Genomic DNA, 18949 nt, shown 5'->3' on the forward strand with positions numbered 1-18949 from the left:
GCCCCCCGCCTCGCCCGCAGGCGCCGCGCGTCGTTGCGGGGGCTCACCCGCCGCCTCACAGACGGCAGTCAGGAACCCGACACGTGCGCGGTGAAAGCCGCCCAGGCACCGGGGGCCACGGCGAACGAGTCGCGGCCGAGATCCTTGGAGTCCCGCACATGGACCGCTTCGGCGTCCAGCGCAACCTCGATGCAGTTGTCGCCACCGCTGCCGCTGTAGCTGCTCTTGACCCAGTCAAGTTCGGTGCTCATAGCGCTCCTTGAATCTGCTTCAGCAGGCCGACTGTGGCCTCGTGGCTCAGCGCCTGTGAACGCATCTTGCCATAGCGCTGAAGCATGGCACTGACCACTTTCGGGTCGGCCATGAGAGTGCTGCCGTCGTGACCTTCGACGTACCCGAACCAGCTGTTGGACGAGGTCTCGGCGAGGTACATCTGGCCGTCGATGCCCGAGTGGTCATGCTGTTTGAGTGCCATGACGAGGATTTCCACGTTGCGTCGACGGCCTTGCGTCAGCAGGTTGTCAATGAGGGCAGAAGTCACCTGAGGCCCTCCCAACTGGCGCTCCAAGACAGCTTGCTCGACAAGGAACGAGAACGAGGTGTTGGGCCGCGCGGCCAAGAGCTCCTGTCGTTCAAGGCGTGCAGCAACCTGCTGCTCGAACTGCTGCTCCGACAAGGGCGGCAGCCGTCGATCGAAGACTGCCCGGATGTATCCCTCGGTCTGCAACAACCCCGGAATCCCCCGGCACTCATACGCGTACAGCGTGATCGCCTCTTCCTCGATCCCCGCCCACTGCAGGAACCAGGACGCCAGCCCGGCCTTCCTGCGCAGGCTCTTCGCCGCTGCCGCGAGGACCTTCCCCGCGACCGGCCCAGCGCCTCCTCCGCCCTCCCGGGCAGCGCCTCCGGAGGGAACCGCTTACCCTGCTCGATCTTCGCGACGTATGCCGCCGAATACCGCACCCGGGCCGCGAACTCCTCCTGCGTGAACCCTCCTGCCTCCCGCAGCGCCTTCAAAACGGCCCCGAACGTCTTGAGACTGTCCGACAGTTCGGGTTCACCACACGCCGCCGTACCGCTGCCGTCCTGGTCCGCCGTCATCGCCGCCCCGCTTTCCGTGCCCTGCGCCTTGCGCCCCGTACGTCGCGTCGGCCAATCTGCCCAGGGTCACGGATAGTAACCAACCCAGTCCAGAGCGTGAACAAGTACAGATGGATCTGTATGGGTGCCGTTCCTGTCGGCACGACGGGCGCCGCCGGAAGGCTGGGCCCATGACGACATCGCAGGTTGAACCACCCCTGGCCGTCCAAGAGTCCACGCACGCCTTCCCCGCCACCCGCCTCGGTGCGAGCCTCGCCCGCCGGGCCGCCGTGGCCCGGCTCGTTGACTGGGGAGTTCCGCCCGGCAGCGCGCTCTGCGACACCGTCGCGCTCCTCGTCGCCGAGCTCGCGGCCAACGTCGCCCGCCACGGCCGCGTACCGGGACCGAACTTCGAGCTACGCCTCCTCCACCAGCACGCGCACCCGACCGCGGTCGTACGCGTGGAGGTCTCCGACACCCACCCGCGACGCCCCGACCCCACCACGGTCACCATGGCCGACGCGGACGCCGACGGCGGCCGAGGGCTCGCCCTGGTAGCGACGGTCGCCGACGCCTGGGGCGTCGATGACCGCACCGGCCCCGGCAAGACCGTATGGGCACAGACCGGGCTGATCGGCCATCCAGACCCCAGCGGGCCGGACCACCCCTGACGCCGGCATCGCTCACCGACACCCGGCGGGAACCGGACTGCTCAGAGCAGCACGCACTTGCCCTCAAGGACGCCCGCCGGCTCCGGCGCCGGCAGAATCCGCACACCCGTGGCGCCCTGATCCAGAGCGTCCCCGTAGGCACGGAGGTGCCGTGGGCCGGAGGCGACCACGACCGCCTCCGGATGGCGCACCGCGACGACGACCGCAAGCGCGTCCACCGCGTCGGGGCGCTTCTCGTCCGGCAGGCCGCCAAGCGCGAGCAGCTACCCGGCCCGCGTGGCGTCACCGGTCGCATCTCCGCCCTGGCACACGCCGCACGATGGTGTTCGGCACTCCGGGTGCCGAACATCACGCACTGCGGAATCAGCCTGGTCAGCGGCGTCCACCTCCCGGACCGCCACGCCTGCGCGAGGACGAGGAGCGGGATCACCGGCGGGCGGCCCGGGCCGAGCAGCGCACGGTGCAGGAGGCGGGCCGGGCAGTCCTGCTGGTCGAAGGCGCTGAGCATTCCCGCGCCGTAGACGGACACAGGAAGATTCACTCGGCGTGATCCTCCGGCGCGGCGAATGCCTGGGTGATGCCGGCCCGCGTAACCCACCGTGTTATGCGGCTGTCGGGAATCGCATGGGCCGCTGTCAGTACCACCCTCTACGATTAATCGGGCAGCTCAGTTCCTGATCGAGCTGAAGGACCGGCCGGGCGAGGAGCATCACAGACACATGGCGTTCATGAGCAGGAACACCCCCCGTCCCGAGGACCGCCCCCTCCTGCGCGAGCTGATCCGCATCCCGGAGCGCGTGTCGACGTCCGACTTCGTACTGAAGCTCGGTGAGGCTGTCACGCCTGAGGGCGCCGAGGCCGCCCTGCGGGACTACGTCGTCACCGACCGCCTGCGCGGCAACTTCGACGAGGCACTGGACCTGATCAAATCGGCGCTCGACAGCCACTCCTCCAAGGCTGCCTACCTGCATGGCTCGTTCGGTTCCGGTAAGTCGCACTTCATGGCCGTGCTCTACGCCCTCCTCTCCGGCCACCAGGCCGCCCGTGCCAAGGACGACCTGGACCCCGTCCGCAACAACCACCCCTGGCTGGACGCGGACGACCGCAAGTTCCTCCTCGTCCCGTACCACATGCTCGGCGCCAAGTCCCTTGAGCAGCGCATTCTCGGCAAGTACGTGGAGCACGTACGCAAGGTGCACCCCGGCTGCGATCTGCCGCAGGTCTATCTGACCGACGGCCTCTTCGAGGACTTCGCGGCTCATCGCCGTGGCAGCGGCGACGACCGTGTGATCGCTCAGCTCGCCGAGGCCGACAGCGGTGAGGGCGACGAGTGGGGCGAGGCGTTCGCCTGGACCACCGAACTGCTCGACCGGGCCGTCGCCGCGCAGGAGGAGCACGAGAACACCAAGGGTTTCGACCTGGACAACCCGACCACCCCGCAGGAGCTGCGCGCCCGGCTCGTCCAGGACCTGACCAAGACCCTCTTCCCGTCCTTCGCCCGCAACGCCTCGGAGAACGCCGACGGTTTCGTCTCCCTGGACAAGGGCCTCGGCATCATCGCCGCACACGCCAAATCCCTCGGCTACGACGGCCTCGTCCTCTTCATGGACGAGCTGATCCTGTGGCTGGCCACCCTCATCCACGACCAGAAGGCGCTCGGCCGCGAGGCGGGCAAGGTCACCAACTTCGTGGAGGGGGCCGACGAGCGCCGCGCCATCCCCGTCGTCTCGTTCATCGCCCGCCAGCGTGACCTGCGCGAGCTGGTCGGCGAGGAGATGTCCGGCGCCGCCGAGGCCGCCGTACAGGACACGCTGAAGCTCAACGGCGGCCGGTACGACTCGATCGTCCTGGAGGACCGCAACCTGCCGACGATCGCGCAGGCCCGTCTGCTGCACCCCGTGGACGACGAGGCCGAGGCGAAGGTCGCGGCGGCCTTCGACGAGGCCAAGAAGCTCGGCCCGGACGTCTGGCAGACCCTGCTCGGCCACAAGGACTCCACCACCGGCGCGGACGAGGACGCCTTCCGGCGCACCTACCCCTTCCCGCCGGCGTTCATGGACACCCTGGTGCACATCTCCGGGGCGTTGCAGCGCTCCCGCACCGGCCTGAAGCTGATGAGCCAGCTCCTGGTCGACCACCGGGACGACTGGCGGCTCGGCCAGCTCGTACCGCTCGGCGATCTGTACCCGGCGATCGTCGGCGGCGGCGACAAGGCGTTCAGCGGTGAGACAAGCGTCCACTTCGAGGCGGCGGACAAGCTGTACCGCGAGAAGCTGCGCCCATACCTGCTGAAGACCAACCAGGTCACCGAAGACGACGTGGAGACGTACAAGCGCCGTCCGGAGACGACCAACGATCCGCAGTTGAAGGCCCGTTGCCGGGACTTCACCGGTGACAGCCGACTGATCCAGACGCTGCTCCTCTCCGCGCTCGCGCCGAGCGTCCCCGCCCTGTCCGACCTGACCCTGGCCCGGCTCAACGCGCTCAACCACGGATCCATCACCACTCGGATCGCCGGAACCGAGATCGGCCGCCTGGAGCAGAAGGCGAAGGAATGGGCGGCGACCTTCCCCGAGATCAAGGTCGCCGGCACCGGCCCCGGTGCGGTCGTCCGCCTCGAACTGACCGGTGTCGACCTCGACGCAGTGCTCGCCAACGCTCAGGTGCACAACAACCTGGGCAACCGCCGGAGCAAGATGCGCGCCCTGCTCAAGGAGGCGCTCGGCGTCACCGACGGGACCGGCGGGTTCGACCCGTACGACATACTCGACCTGGTGTGGAAGGGCACCGAGCGGCAGGTCGAGGTGGTCTTCGGGAACGTCGCCGACGTCGACTCGCTGTCGGATGCGGCGCTGCGGCCCAACCAGGAGGACGCCTGGCGGCTCGTCGTCGACTTCCCTTACGACGAGGGCGAGTTCGGGCCGATGGACGACCTCCAGCGGCTGCGTACGCTGCGGGAGAAGACGGGCGGCGACTCTCGGACCCTGGCCTGGCTGCCCACTCATTTCACCGACGCCACCCGCGGCGACTTCGAACGTCTCGTCGTCATCGACAAGGCACTGTCCGACGAGGCCCGCTTCGACTCCGAGTTCGCACGCAGTCTCAACGCCGACGACAAGGCGCGTGCCAAGGGCATGCTGCAGTCGCAGCGGGAAGTCCTCACCGAGCGGGTCCTGGGCGCGCTGAAGCAGGCGTACGGACTCGCACAGAAGCAGGAAGGCGTCGTCGACCTCGGCTTCGGCAACCACCTTGAGGCCCAGCAGCAGGTGGCGGACCTGCAGCTGCCGATCGGCGCGCAGATGGACGACGCCGCACGCCAGCTGTCCGGGAAGCTGCTCGCCCACCAGTTCCCCGCCCACCCCGAGCTGGATCCGGAAGGCACCGGGAAGCCGCTGCGGGCCGCCGAGATCAAGACCGTCTTCGAGTACGTGCGCAAGGCCGCCGAGGACCGTGACGGGCAGGTGGAGGTCGAGTCCAAGGACCGCAAGGTCATGGCGCGGATCGCGGGCGGCCTCAAGCTCGGTGTGATGCAGGAGGCGTACTACCGGCAGTCCAACGGCTGGCTCGACCACTTCAACGCGCAGGCCCGCCGGGACGGAGTGGCCGAGCCGACCCTGGTCAGGCTCGCCGACTGGACCGACCGGCCCGACCCGCGCGGCCTGCCCGAGCCGCTGCGCCGGCTGCTCGCCGCCGCGTACGCGGAAATGTCCGACCGCGTGTGGGTGCGCGGCGGAGTCGCGGTCGAACCCGCACCGCTGCCGAGCGACCTGAAGCGTGACTACGCGCTGCGGGAGCAGCCGCTGCCCACCGAGACGGACTGGGCGGAGGCTCGCAAGCGGTACGAGACGGTGTTCGGTACGCCCGCACCGCAGTTGCGGCGTGGGCGGATCGTGAACCAGTTCGCCGGGCAGATCCGCAAGGCTGCGAACGCGTTCGCCACCGATGCGGGGCGACTCGTCACGGAGCTGGAGAAACACCGGCGGTTCCTGCACCTGGACGATTCTTCGCCCCGCCTTGTGCTCGCCCGGCGGGCTCAGGAGCTGGTGGACGCGGTGCGCGCGGAGAACCTCGGTGCCAAGGCCGTGGTGGACCGGCTGGCCGCATTCGACCTCGGCGGGTTCACCGCGCACCGGTACAGCATGTCGCTGACCAGTGCCGGGACCGTGTCCGATGCGCTGCAGAACACCAGCTGGGGTGAACAGCTGGAGCTGGCCGACACCCTCGGCCGGGACGGTGCGGCGATCCTGGAGCGGGTGCGCGACGCCGCGGCCGGCGACCCCGGCGACTACCCCGACCTGCCGGCCGTCCTGAAGAAGGGCAGCCGGGAGGTGATGGCGCTGCTGCGGTCCCGGCAGAGTCCGCCGCCGGCCCCGCAGCAGCCCACCGACCCGGCACCCAGCTCCGACACGGTGCCCCTGGACGGCGGCTCCGCCCATCCGCAGGTGCTGCCGACGCCGCCGCCCGCGCCTCGCGATCCGGCCCTCCCGGTGGCCCGCTCCGGTGGCGGACGGACGACGGCTGCCCGGGCTGCTGCAGAGCTACAGGCCGAGATCGCGGCACTCGCCGCAGCACACCCCGATGCCGCCGTCGAGGTCACCTGGAAGGTCGTCGACTGATGTCCGGCACGATCACCATCACGCCCGCCGCCGGGCCGGGGCCCTCGGTCGCGGGTCCCTCCCGCCTCTCGGTGAGCACGGTCCGCCAGTTCGTCGCCGCGCGCAGCAAGCTCTGCGACGGCGCGGTCCGCGTCATGCTGCTGCGGGCCGCTCCACAGTGGGACGGGGCTGCCGAGCAGCCGACGATGGGCGCGGCGCAGGTGCGGGTGACTGTCGCACCGTCCGTCCTCGCGGTGCACGAGCAGATCCTGGGCCACCTTCAGGCGCAGGTCCCGCCCGAGCCGCGCGTCCTCGTCGTCCTCACCGACCGGGAGGACACCGAGCTCGACCCCGGTCTGCTCGCCCGCGTCTACGGTCGCCGCATCAGGTCCGTCGACAACTGGGAGGTCGTGCAGGAGGCGTTCGGCGCGAGCGGCCTCGACACGCGTCTGCGCGGCGAGACCTGGGCGGCCGAGGCGCTCCTGGACGCGGCGGGCACCCGGGGCTGGCGCTCGATCGGCAGGGGTGTGCTCTCCCGCGACGAGGCCCTCACCCGGCTGACCCGGCGGCGTCTGCGCCTCGACGACAGCAGCGGGGACACACCGGCGGAACGCGTCCTGCCGGGAGAGGCAGACCGGGTCGACCCCGTCGCCCTGTTCCGGTGGACCCTCACCCCTGGTGGCCCGGACCTCCTGCGCGCGCTGCGCGGACCGGAGAAAGCCGGCCTCGCCCGCTTCCTCGCCGCACCCGAGCAGGGCGGCTCCACAGGCAAGGTGATCACCGCCCTGGTCGAGGCCGAGCACGGCCCCGACGCGGCTGCGTACGCGGTGGTCTGCGCCGCCCTGTGGGGACATGCGGAGGCAGACCACAACCTGTACCGCGCGCGCGGCCGGGCCGAACGATGGCTCGGCGAGCAGCCGCCGGCCCAGGGCGACGAACTCGACCGGCTCCTGGCCTCCTTCGCCCGCAGCGGTGAGACGTACGTACGCGATCTCATCGACCGAGGCGAGCACCGTCTCTCCGACCCGGTCCTGATCCGGGCCGCACAGCTGGTCGCCCAGTTCGGGGCGCAGGCAGCCGCCACCTCCAGTCCGCTCCTGCCCGCCGGGCTCGACGCCCGGTTCGCCGCGGCCGGTCACGCGCTGACCGACGGCTCCACAGAGGCGGTCACGGACTCAGTCACCGCGCTCCGCGCGCACGCTCTTGCCGCCGGCGACAGCGAGACCCGGGCCCGGATCGAGCGGGTCCGGATGGCCGTGCGGCTGCAACGGTGGCTGGCCGGAAACCCGTCGGACTGGATCGAGTCAGTGACCGACGGGACGGAACGCCAGATCCGCGAACTCGGCTGGTCCGACCGCGCCCTGGAGCACCTGGAGGCGGGCGGCGACCCCGACCCCGTACTCGCCGCCGCATACAGCCGGATCGGCGACCAGGTGCAGCGGACCCGCCGCACGCTCGACCACGCCTTCAGCGAACGGCTCGCGGTGTGGACGGCGGACGGTAGCTCCCCCGGTTCCCTGCTCACCGTCGAGTCCCTCCTGACGCGGGTCGTCGCGCCGGTCGTCGCCGAGCCGGGGCGCCGGGTCCTGCTACTGCTCCTGGACGGGATGAGCGCGGCCATAGCGGCCGAGCTGGGGCAGGAACTGCACGAGCAGTGGGCCGAGTTCGACCCGCTTCCCGGGGCTCACGGCACACCGGTGCGGCGTGCCGTGGCCGCAGCGTTGCCCACCCTCACCGCTGTCTCGCGCACCTCTCTCTTCGCCGGGACCCTGATGAGGGGCGACCAGAACGACGAGAAGCGGCTCTTCCCTCAGCACTCCTGCTGGCAGGGTGCCCCGGCGGCCGTCTTCCACAAGGACGACCTGCGCGGCCCCGACACCGGCTCGCCCTTCTCAGCCGCCCTCGGCGAGGCCCTGGCCGACGAACGCATGCATGTCGCCGTCGTCCTCAACACCGTCGACGACCGACTTGCCAAGGAGCAGAAGCTCGGGGACGGTGCCTGGCAGGCCAAGGAGGTCGGTGGTCTCGAACCGCTGTTGCGGGCCGCGCGTGCGAATGGCATGACTGTGCTCCTGACCTCCGACCACGGCCATGTCATCGAACGGCGGGGCAGCAAGCTCGACGCGCCGGCAGGCACCATCGGTTCGGCTCGTCACCGCGACCCCGGCGGCCCGGTCGCACCCTCCGAGATCGCACTGGCCGGGCCGCGAGTGGTCTGGCCGGAGCCCGGCTCGCGCATCGTCGCTCTGCGCGACCACGAGGCCCGGTACACCGCCCTCAAGGCGGGCTACCACGGCGGCGCCACCCTTGCCGAATTCACCATCCCGCTGCTCGCCCTGCTACCCTTCGGCGCCGAACCACCGGAAGGATGGCGGGAGTTGGGCGATCCGGCTCCGTCGTGGTGGTCGGACGAGACGGGCATCGAGACGGGATCCGGCGCCGAGGCCGGCACATCGTCCGGCACCGCTGCTCCCGTCCCCGTCGGCACGCCGTCGCGTCCGGGTGCCAAGCAGTCCAAGAAGGCCGCCCCGTCCGTGGCAGAGGGCGTCATCGGTCTCTTCGGCGAGGAGGAGCTCGCCCCTCTCACGTCGCAGAAGCTCGCCGAGCCCACACCGGAGACCGAAGCCCCCTCCACGCAAGCCCAGTCGCCTGCCGTCGCGCTTGTGGAACGTCTCGTCGCCACCGAGCTGTACGCGGCGCAGTTGGACCTGCTCGCCCGGAAGCCGCGGGAGCCGTCCGTCCTGCCCAAGGCGCTGGTCGCCCTCGTCGAAGCGGGCACCCTGTCCATGACCGCCCTGGCCGAACGCACGGGCCAGCCCGCCGGCCGCGCCCCCGGCTTCGCCGCGACCCTGGCGCAGCTCCTCAACCACGACGGCGCCCAGATCCTGGAGATCCTCCCCGACAACCGCACCCTGCGCCTGCACCGGGCCCAGTTGATGGAACAGTTCGGACTGCGCACCCCGTGAGCAGGACGAACCGGATCCCTCCGCCGGCATTCCTGCGGCCCGGCGATCTCCCTGATGGGAGACTGTCCGGGTGAACTCGTCTCGATCCTCAACCCCTCGTGTCAGTGCACCGGTCGGTGCCGTACGCCGCCGCGCCGTCGTGGACGCATTGCGGCGCGGCGCCGTCCCCGAGAGCGGCCTCGACCTGCTCGCCACCGGCCTGGGCCGCTTCGAGCAGGCGGTCGACGAGGAACTGGACACCGTCGCCGCCGGCGGCTCGGTGTTCAAGGCAGTGCGCGGTGAGTACGGCTCCGGCAAGACCTTCTTCACCCGATGGCTCGGCGAGCGCGCCAAGCGGCGCACCTTCGCTGTGGCCGAGGTACAGGTGTCGGAGACCGAGACCCCGCTGCACAAGCTGGAGACGGTCTACCGGCGGCTCACCGAACGCCTGACCACCGCGAGTTTCCCGCCCAGCGCCCTGCGGCCCATCGCCGATGCTTGGTTCTACGCCCTTGAGGAGGACGCGCTCACCGACGGCGCGGCCGAGAGCGAACTGCCGCAGGCCGTGGACCGGCTGCTCACCGCCCGCCTGGCCGAAGTGTCCCGCCAGGCACCCGCCTTCGCCACCGCGCTGCGCGGGTACAAGCAGTCCCTGGACTCCGGCGACGAGACGACCGCCGCCGCAGTGATGGCCTGGCTCGGCGGCCAGCCGCACGTCGCAGCTGCCGCACGTCGCAGCGCCGGAATCCGCGGGGACCTCGACCACTTCGGCGCCTTCGGCTTCCTGCAAGGCCTGCTGACCATACTCAAGGACGCAGGGCACGCCGGGCTCGTCCTCGTCCTGGACGAAGTGGAGACGCTGCAACGGGTCCGCTCCGACGCCCGCGACAAGGCCCTCAACGCCCTGCGCCAGCTCATCGACGAGGTTCATTCCGGTCGCTTCCCCGGCCTCTACCTCGTCATCACCGGCACTCCCGCCTTCTACGACGGACAGCAGGGTGTCCAGCGTCTCGCCCCGCTCGCCCAGCGCCTGGCCACCGACTTCACCACCGCCCCGCGCTTCGACAATCCGCGTGCCGTACAGATCCGGCTTCCCGGATTCACGGAGGAGTCCCTGACCGGTCTGGGCGCCACCATCCGCGACCTGTACGCGGACGGCGTCTCCTCTCCCCACTCCGCCGAGCGGATCAAGCGGCTAGCCGACGACGTGTACCTTGCGGACCTGGCAAGGGCCGTGGGCGGAGCGCTGGGAGGGAAAGTCGGAGTGGCACCGCGCCTGTACCTGAAGAAGCTGGTCGGGGACGTACTCGACAGGATCGATCAGTTCGACGACTTCGATCCGCGTACGCACTACAAACTGACCCTCGGCAGCGGCGATCTCACTGCCACCGAACGCAATCTCGCCGCGCCCCCGGCGGCCGCGTCGGCCGATGATCTCGATCTCGACCTCTGATCTGTCGCCTTTCCCTCCCGTTCACGGAAGACCAAGCGCAGGGAGCCACCCACGTGCTGGACCAGACGCCCGGCCTCGACCCGCTCGAACGCCTCGATCCGGTCGTCCTGCACCACATCGTCAATACTCTCGGATGGCCTGATCTACGCCCCCTGCAGAAGGCCGCCGTAGAACCACTGATGGACGGCGAGGACGCGATCCTGCTCGCGCCGACCGCGGGCGGGAAGACGGAAGCCGCCACCTTCCCCGTCCTGTCCGCCATGCGGGAGCAGCACTGGACGGGCACCTCCGTCCTCTACCTGGCCCCGCTCAAAGCCCTCCTCAACAACCTCATCCACCGCGTCGACACCTACGCCCAGTGGCTCGGTCGCCGCGCCGCGCTCTGGCACGGCGACACGCAGGAGTCCGCACGCCGCCGTATCCGCACCGAGTCGCCCGACTTCCTGCTCACCACACCCGAGTCGCTCGAAGCGATGCTGATGAGTGTCAAGACCGATCACGCGCACATGCTCGGCCGGGTCCGGGCCGTCATCATCGACGAGGTGCACGCTTTCGCGGGTGACGACCGGGGCTGGCACCTACTTGCCGTGCTCGAACGGCTGGAGCAGCTGGCCGGTCACCGGATCCAGCGGATCGGCCTCTCCGCCACCGTCGGCAACCCGGACGCACTCCTCACATGGCTGCAGGGGGCGCGCCCCGCCGAACGCCCGGGACGGGTCGTCGCGCCCGGCATCACTCTGCCGGACACGGCTGGGGACACCCCGCCGCCGAGACCCGCGGGAGACGTCGAACTCGACTACGTCGGTTCGCTCGCCAATGCCGCCAAGGTCATCTCCGCCCTGCATCGCGGCGAGAAGCGTCTGGTCTTCTGCGACTCCCGCAAGCAGGTCGAGGAACTCGGTGCGGCGCTCCGGGCCCGCGACGTCACCGTGTTTCTCTCGCACGCCTCACTCTCCACCGATGAACGGGCCCGCTCCGAGCAGGCGTTCGCCGAGGCGCGCGACTGCGTCATCGTGTCTACCTCCACCCTGGAGCTCGGCATCGACGTCGGCGACCTCGACCGAGTCATCCAGATCGACTCCCCCGGCGCCGTCGCCTCGTTCCTGCAAAGGATCGGCCGCACCGGCCGTCGCGCCGGCACCTCACGCAACTGTCTCTTCCTCACAACCAGGCCGGAGTCGTTGCTGCAGGCCGCCGGGTTGCTCACGCTCTGGGCCCGGGGCTGGGTCGAGCCCGTAACCCCGCCACCGTCGCCCCGTCACCTCGTCGCTCAGCAGCTGCTCGCGCTCACCCTGCAGGAGCACCGCATCGGCAACCGGCTCTGGCCGGACCAGTGGAACGGCCTCGCGCCCTTCGACCGGTCGGCCGCCCCGCTCCTGAAGCACCTGGTCGACGAGGGCTTTCTGGACAGCGACAACGACATGCTCTTCATCGGCCCCGAGGCCGAGAAGCACTTCGGCCGCCGGCACTTCATGGAACTCACCGCTTCCTTCACCGCGCCGCCCGAATTCACCGTCCTCGCCGGGCGCACCGAGATCGGCACCACCGACCCCGCCGTGCTCACCGAGGAACGCCCCGGCCCGCGCCGCCTCCTGCTTGCCGGGCGCAGCTGGCAGGTTACGTTCATCGACTGGGCCCGTCGCCGTGCCTTCGTCGAACCTGTCGAGGACGGCGGTGTGGCCAAATGGCAGGGCAGTGAGGCCCGCGGCCTCTCATTCGCCATGACCCGTGCCATGCGCAACGTCCTTCTTGGCACCGACCCCGATGTCCGGCTCACCCGCCGCGCCGCCGCTGCCCTCACCGAGCTGCGCACCGATCGTGCCCCTCACGAGGTCCACCCGGCCGGCACTCTCGTCATTCGCGACGCCGATGCCACGCGCTGGTGGACCTGGGCCGGCTACCGCGCCAATGCGACCCTTGCCGCCTCCCTCGGCAACCTCGCCGATCCCGTCCAGCGGCCGTCCGACACCCACCTCCGCCTGCGCCAGGACCTCGCCCCCGCTGACTGGAAATCCGCCCGCGCCGAACTCGCCGACTCCCTCACGCTGCCCACCGTCGACCCGCGCGCCGTCCGCGGCCTGAAGTTCTCGGCTGCCCTCCCGCCACGCGTGGCCACGGCCACACTGGCCGAACGTCTCGCGGACTTCGACGGGGCACTGACCACGGCGCGAGAGCCGGTACGGCTCGAATGGGGGATGTGAACTTCGTTTCCGTACGTTCGGCTCCTGGCGGCGTGAGCTCCGCTTCCGCCCCAGGGCTCTTCGCCTCTCCCCCGGGCATCTCTGCCACCTCTGCCACGCCCGCCGCGCCTGGGCCGGTGAGGCCCACGAGAACTCCTCCTGCGCAAAGCCCAACCTGACTGCATCCTCGGCGACAGCCACCAGATGTGCTGCGGTCTGTGAGATCCGTTCCGCTGGGGCCCGTTCGAGCATGGAGGTCAGCAGCTCCTCCCAGGGGGGACGGCAGCAGGCCGTCGAATGCGCCGCAGTCGTCGTATGCGGACTGAAGCGCGGGCAGCGCCTCCTCGCCAAGTCTGCGACCTCTGGCACCGAGCCCGCCCCGTATGCGCACGGGCGCATAGACCGCGTCATGGCCGAGGATCCGCCGTACACAGGGACAGACGCCCATTAAATGCCGCCCGTGCCCAGGGACGACCCCACCTGCAAGCCCGTAAGAACGAGCGTCAGGACGTCTCTCAGTGCGTCATTTGAGCGTCAAAAATGTGCACGTAACGCACATGGCGCACGGCCGGTAAAGCCGCAGTTCAGACGTCCTTTACAGCTGGCTCAAGAATCGCCACGCACTCCACATGATGGGTCATCGGAAACAGATCGAAAGCCCGCAGCACCCGCACCCGGTACCCCCCCTCCGCGAAGTAGGCCAAGTCCCGGGCCAGCGCAGCCGGATCGCACGCGACGTACGCGATACGGCGGGCGCCCAGCGAAGTCAGGTGTGTGACGGTCTGCTTGCCCGCGCCCGCTCGGGGCGGGTCCAGGACGATCAGGTCGGTCTCCGTGATGCCCGTGCGGGGCAGGGCCGCCTCGACCTTGCCGTGTTCGATGCGGACCCTCGGCAGTTCCCTGAGGTTGTGCCGGGCGTCCTCGCAGGCGCGCTTGGAGGACTCGATGCCGAGCACCGCGCCCTGCTCACCGACGCGTTCGGCGATGGCGCCCGCGAACAGCCCTACGCCGCAGTAGAGATCGAGCGCCGAGTCGCCCTTGCGGGGCATCAGGCCCTGCATCACGGCCTTCAGCAGGGTGTCGGCCGCCTGCGGGTGGATCTGCCAGAAGCCGCCCATGCCGACGCGGTACGTGCGTCCGTCGGCCCGTTCGCGGACGAAGGGGCGGCCGTGGACACGGTGCACTCCCCCGTCGTGCTCCTCGACGCGCAGGACGGAGACCGGCTTGTCCAGTTCGACCAGCGGCAGACGGCCGCCCGGCCTCGGGGTGAGGACGACCTGGCGGTCGCTGGAGCCGGTGGCCGCGATGGCCTCGACCGAGGCCAGCTGCGGCCACTCGCGCTTCTCGATGCCCAGCTCCGTGACGCCCGGCGCCGCGATCATGCAGTGGTCGATCGGCTCGACCTCGTGCGAGCGGTGCTTGCGCAGGCCCGCCCTGCCCTGCTCGTCCACCGTGTACTGGACCCGGGTGCGCCACGCGGGCACCTCGCCCGCCGGGAGCTTGTCGCCGGCCGCCGGCATCACGGTGCCGTCCCAGCCGGCTTCCTCCGGAGTGAGACCCGCCAGCCGCTGGAGCTGCTCGGCGATCACTTCGCCCTTGAGCCTGCGCTGCGCGCCCGGCTTGGCGTGTTGCCAGTCACAGCCGCCGCACCGGCCGGGGCCCGAGAAGGGGCACGGGGCCTCGACCCGGTCCTTGGACGCCTCGATGATCCGCACGGCGTCGGCCCGCAGGAAGCGCGAGCTCTCCTCGCCGTCGGTCACCCGGGCGACGACCTTCTCGCCGGGCAGCGTGTGCCGTACGAAGAGGACCCGGCCCTCCGCGTTGCGGGCGATGCAGTGGCCGCCGTGCGCGACGGGGCCGACCTCGACCTCGTACTCCTCCCCGACCAGCGATGCCGTGGGTTCTGTCTGCATGGCGGGGGGACTCCAGAAGATCAAAGGGGAAGAGCCGGACAGGGAACTGCCGGATGCCGGACAGGGGACCCGCCGGACAACGACCCACCAGTCTACGTGGGTGCTGCCCGGCCGTTCACCAGCCGGGCCAGGGCGGCCCTCACCGGCCGGACGGACCAGGCGCCGCGTTCACCGGCCGGGACCAGGCCCCGCGCTCACCGACCGGAGGGGCCGGACCCGCGCTCACCGACCGGACGGGCCGGACCCGCGCTCGCCGGACGGATCACACCCCTCCAGACGAAGCCCCGCGCTCACCGGCCGGGCGGGCCGCCGCTCACGGCCCCCGACGGCCTTCGCTTCAGCCCTTGCCCTTCCCGCCCTTCGTACCCTTCTCGCCCTTGGCGGCGCCCTTCCCGGCACCCGATCCCTTCCCGGCGCCCGATCCCTTGCCGGACACCGCGACCGGCTCCGCGGGACGCCTGGTCACCGGGCCGCGGCGCACCGCGCCCGGCGCATTCCAGTCGGCCCGCTTCCTCGCGCGCTTCTTCGCCAGCTCCGAGGACTCCAGCTGGTACGGGACCGAGGTCACCATGACGCCGGGAGTGAAGAGCAGCCGGCCCTTCAGGCGCAGGGCGCTCTGGTTGTGCAGGACGTGCTCGTACCAGTGCCCCACCACGTACTCGGGGATGTAGATGGAGACGACGTCCCGCGGGCTCTCGCGGCGCAGGCCCCGTACGTACTCGATGATCGGCCGGGTGATCTCCCGGTACGGGGAGTCCAGGATCTTCAGCGGCACATTGATGCCGCGCCGCTCCCAGTCGTCCCTGAGCGCCTTGGTCTCGGCCGGGTCGACGCCGATGGAGAGCGCCTCCAGATGGTCGGAGCGCATCAGCTTCGCGTAGCCCAGCGCGCGCAGCGTCGGCTTGTGGACCTTGGAGACCAGCACGATCGAGTGGACGCGCGAGGGGCGCAGGCTCTCGTCGGACGGTTCGTCCGGTGCCGCGATCTCCTCGGCCACCCGGTCGTAGTGCTTGCGGATCGCGGTCATGGTCCCGAAGAAGATCACCATGCCGAGCAGGGCGACCCAGGCGCCGTGGGTGAACTTGGTGGCCAGGACGACGACCAGCACCAGACCGGTGAAGAAGGCGCCGAAGGTGTTGATGGCGCGCGAGCGGATCATGTGACGGCGCTTGTTCGGGTCCTTCTCGGTCGCCAGATGGCGGTTCCAGTGCCGGACCATGCCGGTCTGGCTGAGGGTGAAGGAGACGAACACACCGACGATGTACAGCTGGATCAGCCGGGTCGAGTCGGCGCCGTAGATGACCACGAGCAGCACGGCGGCGCCGGCCAGCAGCACGATGCCGTTGGAGAAGGCCAGCCGGTCGCCCCGGGTGTGCAGCTGGCGCGGCAGATAGCGGTCCTGGGCGAGGATCGAGCCGAGCAGCGGGAAGCCGTTGTACGCGGTGTTGGCGGCCAGGAAGAGGACCAGTGCGGTCGCCGCGGCGAGGACCACGAAGAAGAAGGTGCCATTGCCGAAGACGGCGGCGGCCACCTGTGAGATCACCGGGTCCTGGTTGTAGCCGGACCCCAGCGGGACGCCGTGGTTGAGCAGATCGGTGCCGGGGTTGGATGCCATCCGCACCTTGGTGGCCATGGCGAGCCCGATGATCCCGCAGAACATGGTGACGGCCAGGACGCCCATCAGCGCCAGCGTGGACGCGGCGTTCTTGCTCTTCGGCTTGCGGAAGGCCGGTACGCCGTTGCTGATCGCCTCGACGCCGGTGAGCGCCGCACAGCCGGACGAGAAGGCCCTCAGCAGCAGGAAGACCATGGCGAAGCCGCCGAGGCCGCCCCGCTCGGCGTGGATCGTGAAGCCCGCGGTCGGGGCCTTCATGGTGTCGCCGAGTACGAGTCCCCTGAAGGCGCCCCACACGATCATGATGAAGACGCCCGCGACGAAGACGTACGTCGGAATGGCGAAGAGCTTTCCCGACTCCTTCACACCGCGGAGGTTCATCAGGGTCAGCAGAATGATCGTGCCGACGGCGCAGAGCACCTTGTGTTCGACGACGAAGGGGATCGCCGAGCCGAGGTTCTCGACGCCGGACGCGATCGACACGGCGACGGTGAGCACGTAGTCGACGAGCAGGGCGCTGGCCACGGTGAGGCCGGCCTTCGGCCCCAGGTTGGTGGTGGCGACCTCGTAGTCACCGCCGCCGCTGGGGTAGGCGTGCACGTTCTGCCGGTAGGACGCCACCACGGTGAACATCAGCACCACGACGGCAACCGCGATCCACGGGCTGAAGTGGTAGGCCGACACACCCGCGACGGAGAGGACGAGCAGCACTTCTCCCGGGGCGTACGCCACCGAGGACAGGGGGTCGGAGGCGAAGACGGGAAGCGCGATGCGTTTGGGGAGAAGGGTCTCACCCAGCTTGTCGCTGCGCAGCGCCCGGCCGATCAGGATGCGTTTGGGCACGTCGGTCAGTTTGGACACGGTGAGGATCGTAAGCGTTCGATATAGGGGGCGCGCACCCCCCACCCCCTCATCACCACAGTGTCAACACGACGGAATATCCGGCTCCCCCGCGGCGGCCCCCGTACGGGGCTCCCCACCCGCACCGTGCGTGTGTAGCTTGGCCGCTTGTCTGAGAGTCTTTATTCCTTGGCCGGGGCCATTTTCCGGTGGAACAGTTATGACCGAAAATTTACGGACGTGTGGAAGGACGGTCGTGCACATCGTCATCATGGGCTGCGGGCGAGTGGGAGCCGCTCTCGCGCAGACCCTGGAACAGCAGGGGCACACGGTCGCAGTCATCGACCAGGACCCCACGGCCTTCCGCCGTCTGGGCGCCGGGTTCGGCGGTCGCCGGGTCACCGGAGTCGGTTTCGACCAGGACACCCTCCGTGAGGCGGGTGTCGAGGAGGCCGGTGCGTTCGCCGCGGTGAGCAGCGGGGACAACTCGAACATCATCGCGGCGCGGGTCGCCCGCGAGATGTTCGGGATCGAGAACGTCGCCGCCCGCATCTACGACCCCCGCCGTGCCGAGGTCTACCAGCGTCTGGGCATCCCCACCGTGGCGACGGTCCGCTGGACCGCCGACCAGATGCTGCGGCGGCTGCTGCCGTCCGGCGCCGAACCCCTGTGGCGCGATCCGAGCGGCGGTGTGCAGCTCGCGGAGGTGCACACGTCGCCCGCCTGGATCGGCCGGAAGATCAGCCAGCTCCAGGAGGAGACAGGCGTGCGCGTCGCGTTTCTCACACGTCTGGGCGAGGCGACGCTGCCCACCTCCCGGACGGTGCTCCAGGAGGGCGATCTGGTGCACGTCATGATGCACACGGCCGAGGTCGAGAAGGTCGAGGCGGCCTTCGCCCGGGGCCCCGAGGAGGGCGGTCACTGATGCGTGTCGCTATTGCCGGGGCCGGCGCGGTGGGGCGTTCCATCGCGGGCGAGCTGCTGGAGAACGGCCACGAGGTCCTGCTGGTCGACAAGGCGCCCACCGCCATCTCGGTGGAGCGGGTGCCGCTGGCCGAGTGGCTGCTCGCGGACGCCTGCGAGATCACCTCACTGGACGAGGCCGCGCTGCAGCGGTGCAACGTGGTGATCGCCGCGACCGGTGACGACAAGGTCAATCTGGTGGTCTCGCTGCTCGCCAAGACGGAGTACGGGGTGCCGCGGGTCGTGGCCCGGGTGAACAACCCCAAGAACGAGTGGCTGTTCAACGAGTCCTGGGGCGTCGATGTCGCGGTCTCCACACCGCGGCTGATGTCGGCGCTGGTCGAGGAGGCCGTGAGCGTCGGCGATCTCGTACGGCTGCTGCGCTTCAGCCACGGCGACGCCAACCTGGTCGAGCTGACGCTGCCGCCGGAGTCCGCGCTGGCCGGCACCCAGGTCCACGAGGTGGCGTGGCCCGAGGACACCTCGCTGGTCACCATCATCCGCGGAACCCGGGTCCTGACGCCGAGCCCGGAGGAGACGCTGGAGGCGGGCGACGAGCTGCTGTTCGTGGCCGCGCAGGCGCGCGAGGAGCAGCTGGAGGACCTGCTTTCGGTACGCCGGGAGGGCGCGGCCGGTTAGCCGCTTCCGGCCCCGGATCCGTACCGGAGCGAGAACCGCCGTACCGGGGTCGTCC

Annotated in this window: 11 protein-coding genes and 1 pseudogene; 7 read left to right on the forward strand and 5 right to left on the reverse strand. The window is 70.3% G+C overall.

Annotated elements, in window-relative coordinates; genetic code table 11:
- Positions 1–68 precede the first annotated feature (68 nt).
- Together ACFXBC_RS28760 and ACFXBC_RS28765 are read right to left on the reverse strand one after the other, a co-directional pair.
- Positions 69–251, reverse strand: a complete 183-nt coding sequence (locus ACFXBC_RS28760) for a DUF397 domain-containing protein (protein ID WP_018895950.1) — start codon at positions 249–251, stop codon at positions 69–71.
- Positions 248–1101 (reverse strand): annotated as a pseudogene (locus ACFXBC_RS28765) (helix-turn-helix domain-containing protein). Before ACFXBC_RS28765 ends, ACFXBC_RS28760 begins: the two are co-directional and overlap by 4 nt.
- 170 nt (positions 1102–1271) lie before the next feature.
- On the opposite strand from ACFXBC_RS28765, the gene ACFXBC_RS28770 reads away from it, so the two are divergent.
- Positions 1272–1751 (forward strand): ATP-binding protein, encoded by a 480-nt coding sequence (locus tag ACFXBC_RS28770; RefSeq protein WP_385030692.1) that lies wholly within the window; start codon positions 1272–1274, stop codon positions 1749–1751.
- A 41-nt stretch (positions 1752–1792) separates the two neighbouring features.
- On the opposite strand, the gene ACFXBC_RS28775 is transcribed toward ACFXBC_RS28770, so the two are convergent.
- Positions 1793–1969, reverse strand: coding sequence for a hypothetical protein (locus ACFXBC_RS28775; protein ID WP_385030695.1), 177 nt, complete (start codon positions 1967–1969; stop codon positions 1793–1795).
- 501 nt (positions 1970–2470) lie between these two features.
- Here ACFXBC_RS28775 and ACFXBC_RS28780 point away from each other — a divergent pair.
- From ACFXBC_RS28780 to ACFXBC_RS28795, 4 genes are all read left to right on the forward strand, one after another.
- Positions 2471–6367, forward strand: coding sequence for a phage resistance protein (locus ACFXBC_RS28780; protein ID WP_385030698.1), 3897 nt, complete (start codon positions 2471–2473; stop codon positions 6365–6367).
- On the forward strand, positions 6367–9312 hold the full coding sequence (gene pglZ, locus ACFXBC_RS28785; protein ID WP_385030701.1) for a BREX-2 system phosphatase PglZ: 2946 nt from the start codon (positions 6367–6369) through the stop codon (positions 9310–9312). The genes ACFXBC_RS28780 and pglZ overlap by 1 nt, the downstream gene beginning before the upstream one ends.
- A gap of 70 nt (positions 9313–9382) precedes the next feature.
- On the forward strand, positions 9383–10744 hold the full coding sequence (gene brxD / locus ACFXBC_RS28790) for a BREX system ATP-binding protein BrxD (protein WP_385030704.1): 1362 nt from the start codon (positions 9383–9385) through the stop codon (positions 10742–10744).
- A 53-nt stretch (positions 10745–10797) separates the two neighbouring features.
- Positions 10798–12945 (forward strand): DEAD/DEAH box helicase, encoded by a 2148-nt coding sequence (locus ACFXBC_RS28795; protein WP_385030707.1) that lies wholly within the window; start codon positions 10798–10800, stop codon positions 12943–12945.
- Positions 12946–13508: 563 nt separating this feature from the next.
- Here the strand turns inward: ACFXBC_RS28795 and ACFXBC_RS28800 are convergent.
- Positions 13509–14837, reverse strand: coding sequence for a class I SAM-dependent RNA methyltransferase (locus ACFXBC_RS28800; RefSeq protein ID WP_385030710.1), 1329 nt, complete (start codon positions 14835–14837; stop codon positions 13509–13511).
- 337 nt (positions 14838–15174) lie between these two features.
- Positions 15175–17313 carry an APC family permease gene (locus ACFXBC_RS28805; RefSeq protein ID WP_385030713.1) on the reverse strand — a complete coding sequence of 713 codons (2139 nt, stop codon included), beginning with the start codon at positions 17311–17313 and terminating at the stop codon, positions 15175–15177.
- 235 nt (positions 17314–17548) lie between these two features.
- Here ACFXBC_RS28805 and ACFXBC_RS28810 point away from each other — a divergent pair, with 235 nt between their 5' ends.
- Entirely contained in the window at positions 17549–18217 is a 669-nt protein-coding gene (locus tag ACFXBC_RS28810; protein WP_385030716.1) for a potassium channel family protein, read from the forward strand.
- Complete coding sequence (locus ACFXBC_RS28815) at positions 18217–18894, forward strand: potassium channel family protein (RefSeq protein WP_385030719.1); 678 nt, start codon at positions 18217–18219, stop codon at positions 18892–18894. Before ACFXBC_RS28810 ends, ACFXBC_RS28815 begins: the two co-directional genes overlap by 1 nt.
- The last annotated feature ends 55 nt before the right edge of the window (positions 18895–18949 follow it).

The organism is Streptomyces sp. NPDC059398, assembly GCF_042751845.1.
GTDB lineage: Bacteria > Actinomycetota > Actinomycetes > Streptomycetales > Streptomycetaceae > Streptomyces.